This is a genomic window from Simonsiella muelleri ATCC 29453 (genome assembly GCF_002951835.1).
In the GTDB taxonomy this organism is placed as follows: Bacteria; Pseudomonadota; Gammaproteobacteria; order Burkholderiales; family Neisseriaceae; genus Simonsiella; species Simonsiella muelleri.
In genome coordinates, this window is record NZ_CP019448.1 from 2,177,897 (window position 1) to 2,197,572 (window position 19,676).

Annotated in this window: 30 protein-coding genes, 1 rRNA gene and 1 pseudogene; 5 read left to right on the forward strand and 27 right to left on the reverse strand. The window is 44.2% G+C overall.

The genetic code is table 11. The features are described 5' to 3' along the window. Nucleotides 1-7 precede the first annotated feature (7 nt). The 18 genes from terL to BWP33_RS10815 form a co-directional block, all read right to left on the reverse strand. Nucleotides 8-1,657: a phage terminase large subunit gene (gene terL, locus BWP33_RS10740; protein WP_224451226.1), complete on the reverse strand. Its 1,650-nt coding sequence runs from the start codon at nt 1,655-1,657 to the stop codon at nt 8-10. Next, nucleotides 1,650-2,153, reverse strand: a complete 504-nt coding sequence (locus BWP33_RS10745; RefSeq protein WP_002643134.1) for a DUF1804 family protein — start codon at nt 2,151-2,153, stop codon at nt 1,650-1,652. The genes terL and BWP33_RS10745 overlap by 8 nt, the downstream gene beginning before the upstream one ends. An 8-nt stretch (nt 2,154-2,161) precedes the next feature. Next, complete coding sequence (locus BWP33_RS10750) at nt 2,162-2,380, reverse strand: hypothetical protein (protein ID WP_002643135.1); 219 nt, start codon at nt 2,378-2,380, stop codon at nt 2,162-2,164. Further along, the gene (locus BWP33_RS10755; RefSeq protein WP_002643136.1) at nt 2,371-2,619 is read right to left on the reverse strand and encodes a hypothetical protein; all 249 of its coding nucleotides are present in this window, start codon (nt 2,617-2,619) and stop codon (nt 2,371-2,373) included. The genes BWP33_RS10750 and BWP33_RS10755 overlap by 10 nt, the downstream gene beginning before the upstream one ends. Before the next feature lie 38 nt (nt 2,620-2,657). Then, nucleotides 2,658-2,969 (reverse strand): hypothetical protein, encoded by a 312-nt coding sequence (locus BWP33_RS10760; protein ID WP_002642274.1) that lies wholly within the window; start codon nt 2,967-2,969, stop codon nt 2,658-2,660. Next, complete coding sequence (locus BWP33_RS12560) at nt 2,966-3,127, reverse strand: hypothetical protein (protein ID WP_155999591.1); 162 nt, start codon at nt 3,125-3,127, stop codon at nt 2,966-2,968. The genes BWP33_RS10760 and BWP33_RS12560 overlap by 4 nt, the downstream gene beginning before the upstream one ends. Before the next feature lie 4 nt (nt 3,128-3,131). Next, the gene (locus BWP33_RS10765; protein WP_002642272.1) at nt 3,132-3,497 is read right to left on the reverse strand and encodes a hypothetical protein; all 366 of its coding nucleotides are present in this window, start codon (nt 3,495-3,497) and stop codon (nt 3,132-3,134) included. Continuing rightward, nucleotides 3,497-3,853, reverse strand: coding sequence for a hypothetical protein (locus BWP33_RS13235; protein WP_002642271.1), 357 nt, complete (start codon nt 3,851-3,853; stop codon nt 3,497-3,499). The genes BWP33_RS10765 and BWP33_RS13235 overlap by 1 nt, the downstream gene beginning before the upstream one ends. A gap of 16 nt (nt 3,854-3,869) precedes the next feature. Beyond that, nucleotides 3,870-4,520: a glycoside hydrolase family 19 protein gene (locus BWP33_RS10775; protein WP_002642270.1), complete on the reverse strand. Its 651-nt coding sequence runs from the start codon at nt 4,518-4,520 to the stop codon at nt 3,870-3,872. Nucleotides 4,521-4,672: 152 nt separating this feature from the next. Next, nucleotides 4,673-4,882: a helix-turn-helix domain-containing protein gene (locus tag BWP33_RS10780; protein WP_002642269.1), complete on the reverse strand. Its 210-nt coding sequence runs from the start codon at nt 4,880-4,882 to the stop codon at nt 4,673-4,675. After that, complete coding sequence (locus tag BWP33_RS12565) at nt 4,879-5,034, reverse strand: hypothetical protein (protein ID WP_155999587.1); 156 nt, start codon at nt 5,032-5,034, stop codon at nt 4,879-4,881. The genes BWP33_RS10780 and BWP33_RS12565 overlap by 4 nt, the downstream gene beginning before the upstream one ends. Nucleotides 5,035-5,066: 32 nt before the next feature. After that, nucleotides 5,067-5,309, reverse strand: coding sequence for a hypothetical protein (locus tag BWP33_RS10785; protein WP_002642268.1), 243 nt, complete (start codon nt 5,307-5,309; stop codon nt 5,067-5,069). Between the two features lie 139 nt (nt 5,310-5,448). After that, a complete protein-coding gene (locus BWP33_RS10790; RefSeq protein WP_002642267.1) occupies nt 5,449-5,901 on the reverse strand; it encodes a Mor transcription activator family protein in 453 nt (150 codons plus the stop codon). 156 nt (nt 5,902-6,057) lie between these two features. Continuing rightward, nucleotides 6,058-6,495: a gp16 family protein gene (locus BWP33_RS10795; RefSeq protein ID WP_002643141.1), complete on the reverse strand. Its 438-nt coding sequence runs from the start codon at nt 6,493-6,495 to the stop codon at nt 6,058-6,060. Nucleotides 6,496-6,570: 75 nt separating this feature from the next. After that, nucleotides 6,571-6,843, reverse strand: a complete 273-nt coding sequence (locus BWP33_RS10800) for an HU family DNA-binding protein (protein ID WP_002643142.1) — start codon at nt 6,841-6,843, stop codon at nt 6,571-6,573. A gap of 26 nt (nt 6,844-6,869) precedes the next feature. Then, nucleotides 6,870-7,088 (reverse strand): hypothetical protein, encoded by a 219-nt coding sequence (locus BWP33_RS10805; protein WP_104930402.1) that lies wholly within the window; start codon nt 7,086-7,088, stop codon nt 6,870-6,872. Next, nucleotides 7,085-7,618 (reverse strand): host-nuclease inhibitor Gam family protein, encoded by a 534-nt coding sequence (locus BWP33_RS10810; RefSeq protein ID WP_002642264.1) that lies wholly within the window; start codon nt 7,616-7,618, stop codon nt 7,085-7,087. The genes BWP33_RS10805 and BWP33_RS10810 overlap by 4 nt, the downstream gene beginning before the upstream one ends. Before the next feature lie 17 nt (nt 7,619-7,635). Further along, nucleotides 7,636-8,109 carry a hypothetical protein gene (locus BWP33_RS10815; protein WP_104930289.1) on the reverse strand — a complete coding sequence of 158 codons (474 nt, stop codon included), beginning with the start codon at nt 8,107-8,109 and terminating at the stop codon, nt 7,636-7,638. A 66-nt stretch (nt 8,110-8,175) separates the two neighbouring features. Here BWP33_RS10815 and BWP33_RS10820 point away from each other — a divergent pair, with 66 nt between their 5' ends. After that, nucleotides 8,176-8,646, forward strand: a complete 471-nt coding sequence (locus tag BWP33_RS10820) for a hypothetical protein (protein WP_104930288.1) — start codon at nt 8,176-8,178, stop codon at nt 8,644-8,646. Between the two features lie 69 nt (nt 8,647-8,715). Here BWP33_RS10820 and BWP33_RS10825 read toward each other — a convergent pair whose 3' ends face one another. The 6 genes from BWP33_RS10825 to BWP33_RS10850 form a co-directional block, all read right to left on the reverse strand. Then, on the reverse strand, nt 8,716-8,928 hold the full coding sequence (locus tag BWP33_RS10825) for a hypothetical protein (protein WP_002640928.1): 213 nt from the start codon (nt 8,926-8,928) through the stop codon (nt 8,716-8,718). Beyond that, nucleotides 8,925-9,266 carry a hypothetical protein gene (locus BWP33_RS10830; protein ID WP_002640929.1) on the reverse strand — a complete coding sequence of 114 codons (342 nt, stop codon included), beginning with the start codon at nt 9,264-9,266 and terminating at the stop codon, nt 8,925-8,927. Before BWP33_RS10830 ends, BWP33_RS10825 begins: the two co-directional genes overlap by 4 nt. Next, nucleotides 9,259-9,528, reverse strand: coding sequence for a hypothetical protein (locus BWP33_RS10835; RefSeq protein WP_002640930.1), 270 nt, complete (start codon nt 9,526-9,528; stop codon nt 9,259-9,261). The genes BWP33_RS10830 and BWP33_RS10835 overlap by 8 nt, the downstream gene beginning before the upstream one ends. After that, nucleotides 9,525-10,253: an AAA family ATPase gene (locus tag BWP33_RS10840; RefSeq protein ID WP_002640931.1), complete on the reverse strand. Its 729-nt coding sequence runs from the start codon at nt 10,251-10,253 to the stop codon at nt 9,525-9,527. Before BWP33_RS10840 ends, BWP33_RS10835 begins: the two co-directional genes overlap by 4 nt. A gap of 106 nt (nt 10,254-10,359) precedes the next feature. Then, on the reverse strand, nt 10,360-12,474 hold the full coding sequence (locus tag BWP33_RS10845) for a Mu transposase C-terminal domain-containing protein (RefSeq protein ID WP_002640932.1): 2,115 nt from the start codon (nt 12,472-12,474) through the stop codon (nt 10,360-10,362). Nucleotides 12,475-12,476: 2 nt separating this feature from the next. After that, nucleotides 12,477-12,722: a helix-turn-helix domain-containing protein gene (locus BWP33_RS10850; RefSeq protein WP_002640933.1), complete on the reverse strand. Its 246-nt coding sequence runs from the start codon at nt 12,720-12,722 to the stop codon at nt 12,477-12,479. A 363-nt stretch (nt 12,723-13,085) separates the two neighbouring features. Here BWP33_RS10850 and BWP33_RS10855 point away from each other — a divergent pair, with 363 nt between their 5' ends. The 4 genes from BWP33_RS10855 to BWP33_RS10870 all read left to right on the forward strand — a co-directional run bounded on the left by BWP33_RS10855 (nt 13,086) and on the right by BWP33_RS10870 (nt 17,501). Continuing rightward, nucleotides 13,086-13,889 carry a S24 family peptidase gene (locus tag BWP33_RS10855; RefSeq protein ID WP_002640934.1) on the forward strand — a complete coding sequence of 268 codons (804 nt, stop codon included), beginning with the start codon at nt 13,086-13,088 and terminating at the stop codon, nt 13,887-13,889. 279 nt (nt 13,890-14,168) lie between these two features. After that, nucleotides 14,169-15,032, forward strand: coding sequence for an NAD(P)H-binding protein (locus BWP33_RS10860; protein WP_002643066.1), 864 nt, complete (start codon nt 14,169-14,171; stop codon nt 15,030-15,032). Next, a complete protein-coding gene (locus BWP33_RS10865) occupies nt 15,022-15,846 on the forward strand; it encodes an ABC transporter ATP-binding protein (RefSeq protein WP_002643067.1) in 825 nt (274 codons plus the stop codon). Before BWP33_RS10860 ends, BWP33_RS10865 begins: the two co-directional genes overlap by 11 nt. A gap of 101 nt (nt 15,847-15,947) precedes the next feature. Next, the gene (locus BWP33_RS10870) at nt 15,948-17,501 is read left to right on the forward strand and encodes an ABC transporter permease/substrate-binding protein (RefSeq protein WP_002643068.1); all 1,554 of its coding nucleotides are present in this window, start codon (nt 15,948-15,950) and stop codon (nt 17,499-17,501) included. 315 nt (nt 17,502-17,816) lie between these two features. Here BWP33_RS10870 and BWP33_RS10875 read toward each other — a convergent pair. The 3 genes and pseudogenes from BWP33_RS10875 to rrf form a co-directional block, all read right to left on the reverse strand. After that, nucleotides 17,817-18,830: pseudogene (locus BWP33_RS10875) on the reverse strand (IS5 family transposase). A gap of 79 nt (nt 18,831-18,909) precedes the next feature. Then, nucleotides 18,910-19,416 (reverse strand): pantetheine-phosphate adenylyltransferase, encoded by a 507-nt coding sequence (gene coaD, locus BWP33_RS10880; protein ID WP_040629612.1) that lies wholly within the window; start codon nt 19,414-19,416, stop codon nt 18,910-18,912. Between the two features lie 83 nt (nt 19,417-19,499). Beyond that, nucleotides 19,500-19,611, reverse strand: a 5S ribosomal RNA gene (gene rrf / locus BWP33_RS10885). Nucleotides 19,612-19,676 lie beyond the last annotated feature (65 nt).

Below are 19,676 nucleotides of genomic sequence, written 5' to 3' on the forward strand. Positions count from 1 at the left end.
CTTAAAATCAATAGGGACAATTGTCATACATGGAGATTGGCTCAATGCTGCTGCCTGCGCTGTTGCTGGTCGCCAGTTTCCACAACATTTCCAGCGCGTCTGCACCGTCATCGTGGTCGTGATTGGGGAAATGGCGTAACTGGGCAATCAATTCGCGCTGTTCAGGCAATAATTTAATGAAACCGTTTTCAAAATGCGGTTGCAAACTCTCAATGCGCAATTCTTTTTCCGTATTCGGTTTCACGCCTTTGGCTGGGACGTGTGCGCTTTGTTTCGCAGATTCTTTGACCAATTCATCTTTGAAAAACTCTTGAAATTGCACGGTTTCCACCGCCCAAAGCTGGCAGTTGTATTCTTTTTGTAATTTAATCACATCTTGAATAATCAAACTGGGAACACGCTTTTTAATTTTGGCTTCAACCACATACAAAATGCCCGTGCTTTTTTGATAGCCACCAACCAAAATTGCGCTCGGGTCTTTGCCTTTGCCTTTTTTGCCCAATGATGGGTCTACCGCGCCATAAAACACCACATCATGTGGCAAAGTGCGGTAGTAACTTTGGTCAATGCAGCCTGAAAAGATTTCGCTTTCAGGGTCGCTCGGTTCGTTTTGATACTCGCATTGAAACGCCGCCAAGCCATCTCGCGCACGGATTTTCATTAAAGTCAGTAATGGGCGTTTAACCCAACTCACTTTGCTACCACGCAACATTTCCGCTTCGTTTTTCAGATAAAAAGCATGGGCGGCTTTTTCGTTTTGTTGATTGATTTTAGGGGTGTTGCGATAGATGTTTTCCCATTCTTCCCACAAATCCATGCGCTCGGGGTATTTCACAATCGCGCTAAACAGCACGCTGCGCCAAAACGGATTTTTCATAATCCGCGCTAACACGCTGTCTTTACATAAAATTGTACCAACATAAATGATGTCAATTTTGCTGCCCGCTTCGCCAAGTGGCTGAATCACACGCGCAATCCATTTTTCTAATTTGTCGCGCAAACGCGGATTTTCGGCATGGTCTTCATTTTCCAAATCGTCCAAATAAACCGCATCGGGGCGTTTATTTTTCTTTTTCGCACCACGAATTTTCTGACCCGAACCATAGGCTTTGAATTTATTGCCTTGTCGGGTCAAAATTTCGCCAATGCGCCAACGCGCACCTTGTCCACATATTTCGGGAAAATCCAAGCGCAACATGGGATTATCGGTCAATTCGGTTTTAATTGTTTCAATGATTTCATCGGATTGCTCTTCCGTGTCCGACACAATAACTGTATTGTGTTTCACATTGCGAACTTCATTGAACAAACTGTTCGCCTGAACCACCTGCGTGGTTTTGGCTTCGCCACGCGGTGCAGCAACCGATTGTGAAATGGCTTCAGGCTCTGCGGTCATTTCAGGCAGCGTTTTGTACGCCCACGCATGAAACAGCGATTCCGTGCCATCGGGAAAATGGTGCGGCAAATACGTTTTGCAGAAAAAACGAAACGCCGTTTCATCGCCTTTCAAGACAATGGCACGGCGTTTGGCGATTTCGGCTGGGTCGTTGGACAGCTCAATTTCATGCAATTCAATGCGTTGTAGGGCTTCTTCGCGCACCTGCGCCATTCGTTTTTTCAGTTCGGTTAAACTGATTTTTTCGCTGAATTTAGCCACCGAATTTCCTTTCAATGACAGTCCCAAAAGTTTGTAAAATCAAGGCAAAATCTTGTAATTTATCGGGATAAACTTCGCTGATGTGATTCAATAATGCTTCCACGACCAGCACAGCCACAGCAGCAGCCTGCGTTTCGGGTAGCATTTTTTTGGTTGCATTGATGACTTTGAGGTATGAATCGGTCAAACTGGCTAATGCTTTGGATTTTTCAATTGGGGCAATGTTTTCTGCTTTTTCCAAATCTTCAAAAGTAGATTGATATTGCACCAAAAAACCAGCCAGCATGGTTTGCCCAACTGTTTCAATGCCGCCACCTGCAAACAAATGAGCAGAACGCGCTTTATCCCAATCATCGCCTTGTTCTTTGGCGGCGTATTTCCATGTCCGAGCGGTCGCCAATGGCACGCCTGAAAAAGTCGCTGCCAATTCTAATGGTTGATTTTCAAAGACATACTTACGGCGAACCAAATCGCGTTTTTCTTTTGGGTGCGCCATTGTGTCTCCTAAATGCCAAATTTCGCTTTGATTAAAGTGATGCCCGTTGCCACCAAACCACCCGACACCGCACCTGCTACCGCGCCATTGGTACGCGCGGTTTTTTTGCAATCATCGTGGATTTGCTTGATGTGTTTTTCCAAATCGTCTTGTTTGGCAATGGTTACATCTTGTTTTGCCTGAATTTCTTTTAAGGCTTGCAATATTGGGTCTTGGTTTACGAGCATGATTTATCTGCCTTTTGATTGATTTGGTTGCTGACTTCTTTCACATCATCTTTGATTTCTTTGAGCAATCTTTTGATTTCTTCGCTTTCGCGTCGGGCATCGTCTTTGCTTTGGTAGCTTTTTTCCACTTCGTACAATTTTGTGGTTAAGTGCTTAATATCACGCGCTAATTCTTTGTCTATTTCGGCTTGCGAATTGACATAACGCCACAAAGACGTAATCGCAATACTAATAACCAAGCCAAACGCCCATTCAATTGTGAGAAATTGTTGTGCGTTTATGGCATTGCCTCCAGTCGGATAATCACTTGAATTTCAGGTATATTCGGATTGCACATGACCCATTCCGCGCCGTCTTCTTCCACCCAAAAATGCGGAAACAAACTTTTCAGGCTGCCTGAAAAACCATTCAAGTAAAAAATCACATCAAAATCATCGTTTACAAAGCGGTCGTGGCGAACATGGTTTTTGTACAACACACTTTCCACCCATTCCACAAACCGCTCTTGTCGCTTGGCTTGCGCTTTGCCCATTTCCATTTTGGCGCGATGTTTGGTAAGTACGCGATTGACTTGTTGCCAGTAGGTCATGGTTTGCGCTCCATAGCCCAGTCAATCCAGCCACGCAATTGATTTTCCAAATTTTTCACGTAACGCCCAAATGCCACCGCGTGAGTCAAAATCGCTTCTTGTGAGCCGTTTTGTGGCGGTTCGGGACGTTGTGGCATCACGAGCAAGGCTTGTGGCACAGGTTTACTCGTAACCGAGTGATTTTTTGTAGTGCTGCAAGCTGTACTCGCCAAAAGTGCAATCATGAGTGCCGTTAGCGCGGTCTTTTGCAATAACATTTTGAATTTCCTTTTTCAATTCATTGGCTTGAATTTCGCTTTGCTTTTGAAATTCAAGCTGTTGTTGGCTGATTTGTTCGGCTTGTTTGAGCCAAACTGATTGTTTTGCTTGATGTTCTTGCGCTTGTTTGAGCAGGATTTGTTGATAGTGATGTTCTGTTTTCAGGCTGCCAAAATGGTAGCCCAGTCCCATCAATGCACTCACACAAACAGATACAAGCAAAATAATCAGCAAATCTGTTCGGTATTTTTTTAATAAAAACAAAAGCATTATTTCTCTTTCTTTTCAGAAGTTTGCTGTACTGCTGCAATCTCTCGCCGTGCCAGCCCATAGCCGCCAACCATGCCCCCATACGCCCACCATTGCCATTCGGCAGGTGTGCCTGTGGCAAACTGATACGTCATCACGCCAGCCGCCACGTTTGCCCACACTTTGTCATGCGACAATGCGCCTGTAGTCGGATTGTTGACCATTCCGCCGAGCCATTTTTTCAGGCTGCCTGAAACAGTCTCGGACTGTACGGTTTGTGGCGCGATTTGGGGACTTTGTGGCGGTAAAACCGTGTGCGAGCGATATTGGGGGGCAGGTGGTGGTAGGTTTGCGCCACCTTGTTTGAAATTTTCCATAGCTTTTAAACTGGCTTTAAACCGCGTTTAAAGCGGTTTCAAAAATCCGTGCATAGCCAGCAATCAAATCTGCTTTGTCGGTACCGTTCACGATGCGGCGAGCAGCGACATAATCGCAACGGCTATCAGTAATGTAATCTGCCAACCGTTTACCTGTGAACCAACCTTCTGCCATGCCACAAGCAATGATTTTGGCGGCGGTTTCGGGCTGTGTGGCTAGGTCAGGTTGCGTGACTAAATCTGCACCCACTTTTGCGCCTGCTTTGGCGTAATTGTTGCGCCAAGTTAGCTGCACAAAACCGCGCCCATAAAACAAATGCGGACACTCGTCCTGCGTGTAAACCGAACTGCGCGAGCCATCTTTGAAACAATATTTCACGCCATTGCTGTTGATTTGCCATTTGCCGTAATCGTAGTTTTTGCCTTTGCCATATTCCTCCAAAGGCTTGATGGTTCGGGCGGTTTCGTGGTAAGCGGTTGCCAACACATACGCGATTTGTTGCAAATTTAAGCCTTGTTCCACCGATGAAAGCACCAGTAAATTTAAGCCGTCTACCTGACTTTGATTCAGGCTGCCTGAAAACAATTTTTCACGGATATGCGCGAAAAATGCGCTGTTTGCCAGCGTTTGCGCGATGGACTGTTGGGCGAGTTGAGTTTCATTCATATTTATCAATCCAGTTGTTTAATTTTGCAGTCATTTTGTCATGAAAAACAGCCAAACCGTTCTAATAACACTTCAATTCAGCCACACAAAAAAAGCAGCCTGAAACCAGTTTCCCAGTTTCAGGCTGCCTTTCCATCAACAACAAGCCATTATCACACTTCAGATTTTTGATATTGTTGCAATAATCTCCATTTTTCCAACGGCATATCGCGGTGGCTGGTTTTATCTGTTTCTGTTAGCCACATTCGTACCGTTCGCGTTTGCACACCTAAATATTCAGCCGTTTGCGCTTGTGTTAAGCCGTGCTGCTCAATCCAATGCCGCAAATTGGCAGGCGTGTACCCAATTTCGGGGTAAGTCATGTCAATACCCACCACAATAACAAAGCAATCAAGGTAAACTGCACCAGCCAAATTTTAAAGCGGTATTTAACCACCCAGTCCATTCGCTTACTTAGCTTGTTCCATTCTGCATCAATTTGTTTTTTTTCTTGATAATATGCACTTTTTTTCATGTTTCATTCAGCCCCTTTCGAGGCTGCTCCTATTATTTATTTAGATAATTTTTGATGATTGCCACCAAAGCCGTCATTGCACCCACCGCACCGAATAAAATTTGACTGAATGATAAACGCATATCATAGTTCATTTTTTTGCGTTCTTGTTGGATTTTTAACAAGGTTTCTGCTTTAATTCGCCTGTCTATTTTGCTGTTTAGGATATTTTCTAGTTTTTGTACTGTATCCCAATCCTTACGCTGAGTGGCACGTCTTAATTCTTTGTGAATCATATTGTTTCCTGTTGGTTTGTTGTTGATGCGTAAATTATAGGTTCTATTTGTTCCTTTATCAAATCTTTTTTTGATTTTTGCACCACAAAAAAAAGCAGCCTGAAACCAGTTTCCCAGTTTCAGGCTGCCTGAAAATTAGCTACGAAAATAAGCTCTGCTGCATGGTTTCGCCACTATTGACAATATTCCATATTTGGCGCGCACTCAAATGGTATTCACGCGCCAAATTATTAACAGCGCAAACGCCTGTCATTGGATAATTCGGGCGTGTGGTTAACTCATCAAATTGTCGGCGAATTTCACGATTTCTGCACGTTAACAGCGCAGCTTGGCACTTGGGGACATAAAGTTCGCGCTGCCCATTTAATGCAATTTCAATTTTATCGGCATTGTCTTCGCCGATGATTTCCGCCAAAAGATGATGTAACACTTTGCCTTGATTGGTTTTGTTTTTGCCAATTGGGAACGTTGTTCCGCCGAATTTTTCCACCAATTCAAACGCCATAGCCAAACCAATCACCTCAACTAAGCCAGCAAAACTTGGCGGCAGCAGGTGCTTCAAATCAACAAAATCATCTTGATTTAATTGCATTTTATACTCCTTTTTGGGTACGGCACAATTGAGGCAAATCTTGTTCAAAAAAATAAAGGTTTTTCATGGTCGGCTTTCTTTCTGATAAGTTTATGATATAATTTGATTTAGTTTAAATTTTTACCGTCCGCCGACCATGTTGTTTGGCGGATTTTTTTATGCTTTTTTTGCTTGTTTCGCCTGCACTTTCAAATAATGATAATTTAACGCCGCAATTAATTTGCGTAATTCCGCCGCATTTAATTGATTGACGTTGTCTTTTTGGAACATTTGTTTTGCCATACCATTGGCGTATGCCCATGATTTTTCGGTTAATTGCAATAATTTACCCAATTTCGCCATTAAATCAGATACATCAGTAAAATGCAATGGCTTGCGCCCAATGGATTTTTTGGTCGGTTTAAAGCCCAAACGCTCCATTTCCGCCATCACGCGCTGCAATTCTTGCAAGTTCATTTCTGCACAACTGGATTTTGCCGTAACGCGCTGCAAAATGGCACGGTAATTGTCATCGTCCAGCGCAAGCTGTGTTTTGGCAACGTGGATTTTGGCGATTAAGCCTTGTCGCCTTTGTTCGTAAGTCATTCTTGCCATGATATTTTTTCCTTTGTTTTTAGGCAATGTGTTTTCAGGCTGCCTGAAAATACATTGCCTATTTTGATTAAAAAATTAAGCAACTGCGTCTTTTAACGTTTTGCCTGCTTTGAATTTCGCCACGCAAGTGGCAGGAATCATGACAGGTTTGCTCGTTTTCGGATTGCGCCCCATACGTTCAGCACGTTCAGCCACATAAAAGCGACCGAAACCGACAATATTCACTTCGCCACCAATAGACAATTCATCAATTACGACTTTGCACAATGCGTTTAACGCATCATTGGCTTGCGTTTGGGTTAAGCCGCTTTCAGTAGCGATGGTTTTGATTAATTCAGCTTTATTCATGGTTTTAAACTCCAATTAAACAAGATTTAATGAATTGTCTGCAATGTGGCATCTTTATTGCTGTGAATGTCCTGCATAATGCTCAACAAGGCTTGCAATCCCAGCGTTTGCACCATATTCAGGTGTTCCAATGACGGTGGGTCTTCCCAACGCATTAATTTGTCAACAATATCGCGGTCAATACCTTCTACTCTCACACCAATGCCATATTCCAGTTGAATTAATTGAATGGTTACCGTTGTCATGCTTTTGCTCCCACTTCATCAAAATTCGGTTCAATCACAAAATCCTCTTCGCCGCGTTTGATTTTGATGCCTAAAATCTGATTATCTTCAAACATTTCAGGATATTGCAAAATCAATTCACGATTAACTTCCAGTTTTTCACGCACAAAGCGTTTGTAATTTGGGTTTTGCAACAGACGGTCAATCACTTCCGCACCATTTTTTTGCGAAATACTGACGCTCGGATTTTTGATGCGCCACTTCACCACACCTGTGGACAAATCCGCGAATTTCACGCGATGGTTGTCGGTCAATTCGGCGCGGTTGGCTTCACACCAAATGTGGCAACTTTCGGATAACACATTGATTTGCGCTTGTAATTTGGCGACTTTTTCATCACACGCTTGTTTGAGTGGTGTGATTTGGTCGTTCAATTCGGCGTTCAGGCGCAAAATTTCGCGTTGCAATGCGCCCATTTGGGCGATGTTGTCCACCACTTCGGCGCGAGATTGCGCGGACATAATGGCTTGGGTTTTGATTTTTTTACTCATGGTTCTTTCTTTCAAAATCAGGAAAAAATTTTACAATTCAATTTCTTAATCATGCTTTGATTTAATTCATGTCGCGCTTGCTTTTGTTCGGGGCTAGGCGAGATAAACGGTTCGGGCGGTTCACGCGCCACCGCAGACGGCGCGACAATCGGTGCTGTTTCGGCTGTCGATTCGGATTCAGTATTTTGAAATGACTGGACAATTTCCAGCGCCTCCAGCAACAAATCATGCGAATCAAGCGGTGTTTTCAGGCTGCCTGAAACTTTGTCCGACAACAATTTTTGCACCGCTTTTTGCCAAAATTCGGCTGGGTAATCTGCCCAAAAATTCGCCGTTTCCACCAAAATCTCAAAGGTTTCTTCCAGCGATAAGGGCTTATCTTTACTGGAAAATAACTTAATGTATTCAAGCAATAAGCGCGTATGTTCGCCACCCATTTGGGCGATTTGGGCAATGGCACGTTTGGCGAATTTCAGCTCGGTTTCACTCATTTTTTACCCATTTTGCTAAAATCATTTAAAATTGACATTTTTCAATTTCCCATTTAGGTAAAACTTATGGAAAAATATGAAACATCATCTTATTTAAGCGTGGCACTCAACTACGATTTGGCGCGTGATTGGTGGGATTTGAGTGATGAGCAACACCATTTTGTGTATGAATTTGTGCTTCACGATTGGGACAATTTTGAAAATTGGCTTGCCGAACATAAACAGTCATTTGAAGACTATAAAAGCGGTGGCAAATCACGGCAAAAAGCCATAAAAGCTTACCCCGAACACTATCCCCTTTTTGTTTATGCACATTGGCTGCACTTGCAAAACGGCGCGCTGCTAAATAGCTTGCTTTCACAATACGGCTATGCAGAGAGTTGTTCAAGAAAGGGCGCGTATGAAGAAGCAGCCGATTTTTTTGAGCTTCTGTTGGGCGAATACCGAAAACTCCATATTTTGCCGCCAAGCGTGTTTGATGCTGGCGCAGAAGCTGCTGCTTTACGCAAGGCTGCTCAACCGATAAATGATGATTAAATTGGGATTGTTTCATTTTTAAAATTCCATAAAATCAAATAGTTAATAAAAACAATAGGCAAAAAAATATTATGCGGTCTGTTTTTCAGCAGGCTGCTTGCCGCGTTTGGGCTGAATATTGTTGGGCAATTTTGGCACTTTCAGGCTGCCTGAAAACAGTTTCAGCGAAAAGCCAACCAGTGCGCAAACCGTCAAAATAAACAACACAGGCAAAAGCAATTTCAACCACACCAAAACAGCCTGCAAAAACGTTAAATTCAAATACCAATCTAAAAAGCTCATGATTTTTCTCCACATTCGGGTTTGTTTGGGCAACGCTGGCAAGCTCGCCATTGCTGCATTTTTAGAGGATTGTGCGTAGGGGCAGACGATGTTGCCAATGCCACGCATTCGCTCATGACAATTACTTGATTTTGATGAGGACAATGCACTTGTGCGTAAATCGCAAGCACTTTATCGCGCACACGGTCGGTTTTACCTTTGTATTTTCGATTGATTATCAAGCTCAAAGTGGTTTTGCTGTAATTCAATTCATCTGCCACTACTCGCATGGTTTTTGTGGTAATCTGTTTCATTAACAACTCAAACCATTGTTCAGACATATAATCTTGCTCAATCATATTGCACGCCTTTCCTAAAAATCGGTGCGCTGGCAGGTGCAGATGGTGTCATACGCAGGCTGCCTTTACGTAAAGCATACTGCCCACCCCCACCCGAATGCTTCACAAAACCCAGCTCAATTACATTGTTCAAATAACGGCTCAACCGTCTGTCGGTGCAAGGGTGCGTCATATTGATGTGTGCCAACAAAGTGTCATAATCGCAACGGCGCAAAATCTTCAAAGTGCGCCACATCACGGCTTCAATCGGCTGTTCTTTCATGGTTTCGCTCCACGTTTTGGTACTTCGCCTTGATAAAACTCAAAGCCTTGCATTTTGCTCACGCTGGCTAAATTCGCATAATCATAACCATTCAAATCAGCCGCTTGCACCAAATTAACCAAATTCACGGTAACGCGCCTCACCGAGCCGTTCGCCATGTCCACAATTTGTTTCAACAAATCTGCTTCAATCCGCAAATTCGGCGCGTACACGCTCGCCAAAATTTCCGCGTCCGCTTGGCTAACTGGCTGCGCTGGAATCCACGACAACACGCGACCGTGAAACCGTTCAAACTTCTTCAATTTATTCGGCAACTGCTCTTCGCCTACCAACATAATCGGTGCTTGGCTGCCTTCATAAATATCGCGGACTAACTCAACCATGCCGTTTTTGTTCAACAAATAATCAGCTTCGTCCAAAATCAAAGGGCGTTGGCTGGCTGCCATTTGCTCACAAATCGCGTCCAAACACGCTGCTGCGTTTTTCGCAATTGGCAAACCCATTTCAAAACAAATCTTTTCCAGCAGCGTTTTCTTGCTCCACGCGCTGCGAATTTGCACATAATAGGATTGCGTACTGTTTGCGACCGCAATCGTGGCAGTCGTTTTGCCGTAGCCACTGGGTCCATACAACACGCCCAAAGCGGGCAAATCGTCCAAACGATTCGTCAAACGTTCCATTGCGACTTTAACCAAAGTCAAATTTGTAATTTCTGCAAATTTCATGGTAGAATACTCCACAAGTTGTTTAAAAAAGTTTTAGGGAACAGTCCAAACGCTACATTTGGACTGTTTTTTTCGTTTCAGGCTACCTGAAAACAGAGCAGCAACATCAAGCCACTTGTTTATTCATGACTTTAAATTCAGGCGTGCGCGTATAGCTTACCAACCAGCGTTGCGCCCGTTCAGGTTCGCGCAACAAATCCGCTTCCGACAAAGCCGCCAAGCGCGACCACTCTGCCCATCGTCCAGCTTCCGTATTCGGTAAATGCCAGCCTTCCGCGTCCAGTACTTCCACCGTTTTCGGCTCGGGCTTGATTTCAGCGCGTGGCAACAAAACCGCTTCTGTCTCACGCTTGGCTTGCGCCAAATCCACCACCAAACCACCCAAATTCACGCTGCTTTGATGTTCCAAAAGCACAGGTTTCCGCTCCGCTAAAACCTTATCTTTTTGTGCTTCAATGCGTTTGAGACGTGTTTCATCGCGTTTATCTTTGGCTTGTTCGCGTACCGATTTGGGGAAATAATCGGTGCTGTTGCCATGCCATTCAGCTTTACAGATAAAGCGTTGATTGTCATCAAATATCCACACAAATTCAGCGTCTTGCACATCATAGCCCACAATCACTTCCAAACCGTGAAACTCAGTTAAATCATGGCTAAAATAAACATTGTTAAACAATTTCACTTTGCCACGTTCCACAGTGCGAACAATTTGTGGTCTAAACAAATAAGCCACTTCATCTTCTGCCACTTTAATTGGTGGCTCGGACATTTCCGCCAATTTCATTTCCCAAAATTCATTGGGCGACAAATGCCGTTTCAGGCTGCCGTCTTTGGGCAAACTGCGGTGCGGTTTAGCGTTATAATCAGCAATCAGTTGTTCAATAAAACCTTTGAACTCGTCCCAAGTCGGTACAGGCGAATTGATGATATGCCCCTGCAACTTGATTTCCTTGCGCGTTTGCAAGAACATTTGCCGTTTGGCTTCGCCGTCCATGTCTTTGCCAATGTAAGTGGCAAACATCTTTGCCGCATGGGTAAACAACTGGTGCGACCGTTCAATAGCACCTTTGGCTTGTGCGTTGTAGGCAATGGAATGTTTCATCGTAATGCCCAATCGGTTCATCAAACCCACCGTTTCATCAGTCATCATGATGTTTTCAAATCCCTTGCCCCAGTCCACATACCAAATCGCAGGTATGGCAGTTAAACTGGAATGGCTCAATGCTTCCAACACCGTAAACCGACTTTCCGCAAACCCCACGCTCCAACCCACAATTTTGCGTGTTCCCACGTCCATAACCGTTGTGATTTCAGGGCGAAATGGCAAACCACTCAATGGATTCAACACTTCCCAATCCACCTGATGACCGTCTGCCGAATAAACTTCGGCAGGTTCAAGATGCCAAAAATCACGCACTTTATGGGGCAGAATGTTTTTCAACTCTTTTGCGCCTTTTCTGCCACGCTCACGTTTCACCACGCCCATTTTGCTTAACAAGCGTCTGGCTTGATGAATACTGGGCATCTCACCACCTTGCAGACGCCATTGTGCTTCAAACATTTTGAACGCCAAAGCCACACTGGGCTGGCTGGGCAAGTTGTAAAAACGGTAAAACACATCAAACCAAGTAGGGGCAACCATGTTTTTCTGTGGTACTTTGGGCATTAAACTTTCTGCCGTTTCGCGTTTGGCAAACCAGCGATAAATCGTGCGTTTATCAGGTAATTTGCCACCACCGCCGCGCTTATCACACGCCATCAGCATGGTTTTTGCCAACACTTCATATTCACCGCTTTTTGCCAAAGTAATTGCAGTAATAATGGCTTCTTCACGGCTAATGGGCTGATTTTGACTTTTGTGTTTTGCCACCAAATCATCAATCGCTTCCAACACCGCTTCACGCGCATCAGCTTGTTGCCGTTGTTTTTGGGTGCTGCCTGAAAGTGCTTCCTTGTGCGGTGTTGTTTCAGACAATTTAGGCAGGGGAATGGGGACATGAGCCATAACGTGCGCTTTATACAACTCACGAATTTGCTGCATGATTTCAGGCGGTGGGGCATATTCACGGCGTTTACCGCCTTTGCCGCCTTGACACGCTACTTCGCAAAATTGCCAGTTTTCTTTGGTTGCCTTGTAATGCCAGCCTTGTATGGTTGAAGGCACATTGTGTAGCCCCATTGCCAAAAGCTCTGTTAAAGCATAATGTGATTTCAATTCCATTTTCAGGCTGCCTCTTCATATAAATGACGATAACGTGGGCGAATGCGCTGACCATCTTTTGTCCAACGCTCAGGGAATAATTCATGTAATGGCTTTTGCATAACTGTTGCAATCGCTTTTTCGCCCGATAAACTTGGCTTCCTTAAAGCCAAACGAACTGCTGATGCGTCCACATTTGTCATTCTTGCTACGTCTGCCAATGTGTAACCTGCCATACGCAGCCTTGCTTTAATCATTTCAGGGTGCATAGGTTTCCTTTCACTTCAAAAAACACTCAATCGGCAGTCCGTACGTCTCATAACCATACAGACTGCCTGTTCAATGTTTTTCATCATTATTCCTAACCATAAGGGATAAATTCAGCCCTTATTTCTGATGCTTTCCAAGTTGTTAAAGAACAAAATCAACAAATCAGGTAAAATGGTTTACATTTCACGTTTGCGAGATGTAAACATTATAGCTTTAAAGAAAAAACTTTCAAGCTATTTATTGGGGAAATTGGACTATTTTTAATTAAATATTTGATTTCTATTTAAATTAACTTTCAAAATAACTTTAAAGATTACTTTAAAGTTAAATTCAAGAGCTTTAAAGTTAGCAAGAGCGTAAAAATGAGCAGTAAATACAAAAAAAGTGCAGCCGAATTGGTTGAGTTGGCAAAAGATTTAAACGAACAAGGTAGTGAATTGCGCTTGCCTAAAACACCAGCAGGTATTCAATATCGCGCCGACAAAGAAAAATGGGATTATGATGAAGTCCCTACACAAGGTGGAAAAAACGGATTAAAAAAAATTTACAACTTACCAAGTTATCTGATTGATGAATTAGAGAAAAAAGGCTTATCCCATTTGCTGAAAATGGGTAATGATGCACCTGCCGTGGTTGCACCCAAAGCGGTTCAGCCCATTCAGCCAACCCAGCCTGTACCCGATTTCATGCGCCAAATGGTGTCAGAATACGATGAGTGGGCAAAATCGCAAGACATCAGCGCCATCGTCCCCGTGCGTTACCACACCAACGTGTTTGGCAGCGCAGGCAACGGCTACGCCATGCTGGACAACGTCAATACCGAATCCATGTGGTTTCGCGCATCATTTTTTGATGTGCTGGGCGTACCGCCATCACGTTGTTTCTGCACGCGCGTCAAAGGCGACAGCATGCACCCCACCATCATAGACAGAGGGACAGTCATGTGGGCAATGCAAAGTGTTTACACATCAGAAGGCATTTATTTATTTAGACAAGTCAATGAATTGCGAATTAAACGTTTGCAGCGCGTAAACAGCCACACCTACCGCATCATCAGCGACAACAAAGCGTTTTATCCAGTAGAAACATTGGACTTACGCGAAATGGAAAGCCACGAATTTGAGATTTACGGACGTTACCTGTGGGATTGTGCAATACGCCCGTAATCATTCCTGATAATTCCCTGATAGTTTAATGACAAAAATCGCGCAAAATTGATTGGAATTTAATCATTTTTGCGCGAAATTTTGCATTTTGATTTTGGGGCGTGATGTGGTCTTGTGTGTTGATTTGTTTGCGATTTAGCATGGCGAAAATCCAATCCCACCCATGACAAAACTATCACTACCCCATACTTGAAACCCAAAAAGCAGGCTGCACATGGTTTGCCAGAAACCCTGCAAACGACAAAGCTATCCCTTTAGAAAACGCATAAGGAAAACAATATGAATCTAGCCATAACTGGTTCCAGCGGCAACATCGGCGGCATGGTCGCCCGACACATCAGCACACGCGGTCTGCCGCTTATTCTGCCACTGCGTAACCCCACCAAAGTGCCCTACCTGTCGAACTGCGAGGCACGACGTTTTGCCTATGGCGATTTGGAGCTTGCCAAGCAGGCTTTAAATGAGGTGGACGTGCTGTTTATGGTGTCCGCTGCCGAAAGCCCAACGCGTGAACAAGAGCATTTGACTTTGGTGCAGGCTGCTTCGGAAGCGGGCGTGCAACACATTGTCTATCTCTCTTTTGCTCAAGTGGCGTTGGACAGCACCTTCACGCTGCTGGCGCGTACCCATGCGGTTACTGAAAATGCAATCCGGCAAACAAATATGCGCTACACCTTTCTGCTCGACAATTTTTACAGTGAGATGATGGCAACGATTGCCAACGCAGACAGCATCATCGCTGGCCCTGCTGATGATGGGCGCGTTGCCTGCGTTTCACAGCGTGATGTCGCCCAAGCAGCGGCAAACGTTATCGCCGACATCGCATGCGGCAACCACCGTCACGACAATCAGACCTACACGCTGACCGGTTCCCAATCATTAAACTTCGCTGAAATAGCCGCCGTCTTAACCGAAATCACCAGCAAACCGTACCGCTACCACAATGAAACCGTGGAAGAAGCCTTCGCCAGCCGCAAAGCTGAATATTCTGACACACCCGATTGGCAGATTGAAGCGTGGGTTTCCACCTACACCGCCATTGCCAAAGGCGAATTCGCTGCCATTTCAGACGACCTACCACAGTTGTTGGGATGGGCATCGCTTAATTTTGAAGATGTAGTAAAGGCACAATATGCAAAATAATCTTGTTCCGTTTATCGAATTTCGCGGCGTAGGCAAGCAGTATGACGGCAAATATGCCGTGCGCGATTTGGACTTGACTATTTATCAGAGTGAATTTTTCGTGTTGGTGGGTGGCTCAGGCAGCGGTAAATCGACCACTTTACGCATGATTAACGCACTGATTGAACCGACCGACGGCAATGTTTATCTGCACGGCAAACGGATTAAAGACTACGACATCCGCCAGCTCCGCCACCAAATTGGTTACGTATTGCAGCAAATCGCCCTGTTCCCCACTATGACCGTCGCGGAAAATATCGAACTCATGCCTGACGTACTGGGCTGGCCGAAAGCCGAACGCAAAACGCGTGTGAATGAATTATTGGAGCTGGTGGAACTTGACCCTGCGCACTATCGCGACCGCTATCCGCACGAACTTTCCGGCGGTGAACAGCAGCGCATCGGTATTTTGCGAGCCATTGCAGCCAAGCCCCAAGTTCTGCTGATGGACGAACCGTTTTCAGCACTTGACCCGCTGGTACGCACCGTGCTGCAAGACCAAATTGCTATGATTCACCAAAAATTTGGCACCACTATCGTTTTCGTTACCCATGATATGCAGGAAGCCGCCAAACTCGCTTGCCGTATCGGTGTAATGCATAATGGCAAACTGGTACAAATCGACACACCTGAAGAAATCAAAAAGCAGCCGGCAAATGATTATGTGCAATCGCTGTTTTCCACCGCCGATGCACCCGATGCCGAACGCATCATCCACCAATTCTTACGGTTGGATAAACAGGGACAGGAAGCTGTGAGAAGGGCAGTGTTATGATGGTGAAGGCCGTCTGAAACCTCTTTCAAAGCGCTAATACCTTGCTGTAAAGCAAACATAAACATCTATTATTCAACGTACTAAACATAAAATTTAAAACTATGTTCTCATCCCTAAACGTTACCCCGGCAGAACTCTGGCAAATGCTGTTTACGCATTTATGGCTTTCCGGCCTGGCTTTACTCGCGGCAGTGGCGATTGCAGTGCCTGCGGCCGTGTTGTTTGCGCGCAGACAGCGGGCAGCGGAAGCGGTATTGCAGTTCACCAATATATTGCAAACCATTCCGTCTTTGGCGCTGCTGGGTTTGCTGATTCCGTTTGTCGGTATCGGTTCACCGCCCGTCTTGATTGCGCTCACGCTATACGCGCTGTTGCCTATTTTTCAAAATACCTATTTGGGGCTGACCCAAATCGACCAATCGATTCAAGATGCGTACACCTCATTCGGACTATCGCGCTGGCAATCATTGTGTCGGATTGAGCTGCCGATGGCTTTGCCTGCCATGATTTCGGGCATTCGTACGGCGGCGGTGCTGATTGTCGGCACGGCAACACTGGCTGCTTTAATCGGTGCAGGCGGTTTGGGCAACCTGATTCTGCTCGGCATTGACCGCAACAACATGACAATGACGTTTACCGGCGCATTGCTCTCCGCGTTACTGGCTGTCGGAGTAAGCGGAATTATCGGGCTATTGCAAAAATCGCGACGCAAGCTGCCGCTTATCTTTGCATTGGCAGTAGGATTTGGTGTACTCGGTCTTTCACAGGTTTCGTTTACGCCTGCTACGCAAAACGTAGTGATTGCTGGCAAAATGGGTAGCGAGCCTGATATTCTAATTAACATGTATAAGTTATTGATTGAACATGAAAATCCGAACATCAAGGTTACAGTCAAACCTAATTTTGGCAAAACCACTTTCCTATTTAACGCACTGAAAAGCGGTAAAATCAACATTTATCCTGAATTTACTGGGACGGTGTTGGAGGCGTTAGTACAAGTAAAGCCTGAACAGAAGAACCGCCATCTGTCTCCAACTGAAACCTATCAACGGGGCAAACAATTATTAGCGGAACAATATCAGCTAGAATTTCTGCTGCCGATGTCTTATCAGAACACTTACGCATTGGCGGTCAAAGAAAGTTACGGTGCATCGCACCAACTGAAGACAATAAGCGACTTGAAGCAGGTTGCGCCCGATATCCGAGCAGGTTTCTCACTGGAGTTTACCGATCGAGCGGATGGTTACAAAGGCATGCAGTCTGCAGGTATCTCGCTGAAACATATTGTTAGCTTGGAACCTGCTTTACGCTATACCGCATTGTTGAATGACAAAATCGACTTGGTTGAAGCCTTTTCTACCGATGCTGAGTTGAAACAATATCAGTTGCGCCTACTGAAAGATGATATTTCCCTGTTTCCTGCTTATCAGGGTGCGCCATTGATGAAAGCAGAATTTGCCGAAAAAAATCCTCAAATTGTGACCGCACTTAACCGATTGGCGGGGAAAATTAGCGAAGAAGAAATGAGCGAGATGAACTACCGCGTAAAAGTGCAAGGCACAAGCGCAGAAAACGTGGCTCGGGATTATTTGAAGAAAAACGGTTTTTTACAAAGTGCGGAGGGATTTGGTAAAGTCGTGGTGGCAAATGAATAGGGCTATCTAAAATTCCATCAAATCAAATTTTTAGGTATAGATTTGTAGAGAAGTCTGAAACCTTTGCAAAACCCCAAAACAATTCATTTGTTTTGGGGTTTTCACTATTTCAACACAAACACAACAAAATAAAGCAAAATAATCACACCAATCCCACTATAACAGCCCATTTTCAGGCTGAAACCTTTGCAAAACCCCAAAACAATTCATTTGTTTTGAGGTTTTCACTATTTCAACACAACCACAACAAAATAAAGCAAAATAATCACACCAATCTCACTATAACAGCCCATTTTCAGGCTGCCTTATGCCCTTTCAGGCAGCAATCGGCGCAACAAGCCTTAACTTGTTTGCTGCTTTGAGCAAATTCAAACAAATCACTTTCAAACCCATTTGCCCTTTGACCTTTTCTAGCCCAAAATAACTCGCACGCTTACATCTAAATATACGATGCAAAATGGCAAAACTCTGTTCTACACGATAACGGATTTTCGCCAACTCCTTATTGCGCTCAATATCTTCACGCATCAAAGGTTTCTTGCGATGTGCTTTACGCATAATACCGTCTACTAATTGATTTTTCTACAAAAATTCGCGATTGGATTGACTGTCGTAACCTTTATCCGCGTACACTTTGACACCCTGTTCGACCTTGTCCAACACGGTTTCTAAATTGTTCACATCAGATGCATTCGCTGGCGTAACGTGAATTTGCTCAATAAACCCCTCTTCATCGGTACGTGCATGAAGTTTGTAGCCCAAATACCAATGCTTGCTTTTGATTGTCCATCTTGCGTCTTTGTCTTTACTGGCAGGTGTTTGGATAACTTCTTCATTTTCATTGATTTCAATGGATTTTTTAAGTTTTCCACCTGCAGTTTGAATAATGGTCGCATCCACAATCGCCGTTTGCGCTTTTTCTACTTTGAGTTGATTGTGGGCCAGTTGTTGGTTGATTTGTTGGTAAAGTTCGTCTGCCAAACCTTCTTTAATCAACCAATTACGAAAGCGGTTGAGTGTGCTGTGGTCGGGTAGATTCATTTCATCTGGAAATTGGCAAAAAATGATGAAATCTAAACGCGTAACCAAACTGCGTTCCAATTCTGGGTCGGACAAACTATGCCATTGTCCGAGCAAAATGGCGCGGAACATCGGTAGTAACGGATAGGCAGGACGACCGCCGTTGTTGCGTACATAGTGTACTTTATGGTTGACGAGCGTTTGTTCAATGGCTTGCCAATCCAGAAGTTGGGTGATTTTAAGTAATGGGAAACGGTCTGTGTATTGGTTAAGTAGGGTTTGAGCGGTGTGATAGAAAAAGCTGGACATGGAAAAATCCTCTAAATTCTTGGTAACAGAAATTTAGCGGATTTTTTGGGGTTTTGCAAAGGTTTCAGGCTACCTGACATTATGTTTGTTTATCTAAAATTATTTTGTCATACACAGCAGGTGGCACATATCGCCGAACAATCTGTTGCCAATCTTTAGGGCCAACCAAACCTTTTACCATTGTAGAAGAAATTTCAGCAATTTCTCTTGGTGGCATTAGAAAAACAGTTTGGATATTAGGTTGTAAGTCAGCATTGATGTAACGAATAGCACGTTCGTATTCATAATCTACACCACTTCGGATACCACGCACAATAAAAGACGCATCAATACTAGAGGCATAATTAACCAAAAATTCGTTTTCAAACACACTTACCGTTACATTAAGAAAATTAGCGGTAATTCTTTGGAGCATTTCTTGACGTTCTTCAATGGAATAAGTACTGTGCTTATTGGGATTAATACCAATTGCCACCACTAATTCATCAAATAATAGTTGTGCTTCGGCAATCATCCAAAGATGACCATTAGTGGGAGGGTCAAAACTACCAGCATATACTGCTTTTCTATGTATTGGTTGAATCATATTTACCCAATCTTGAATTAATTCTAAAAAGCAAAATCCCTTAGCACACAACATAGATTGGCTAAGGGATTTTTGAATAAAGAGTTTGGCGATGACCTACTTTCGCATAGGAACTATACTATCATCGGCGCTGGTTTGTTTCACTGTCCTGTTCGAGATGGGAAGGAGTGGGACCAAACCGCTATGGTCGCCAAACATAAACTGTCAAATTGGTAAGCCGTTGGTAAGATAATTTTAATTTTTCTTACCCTATTTATTCT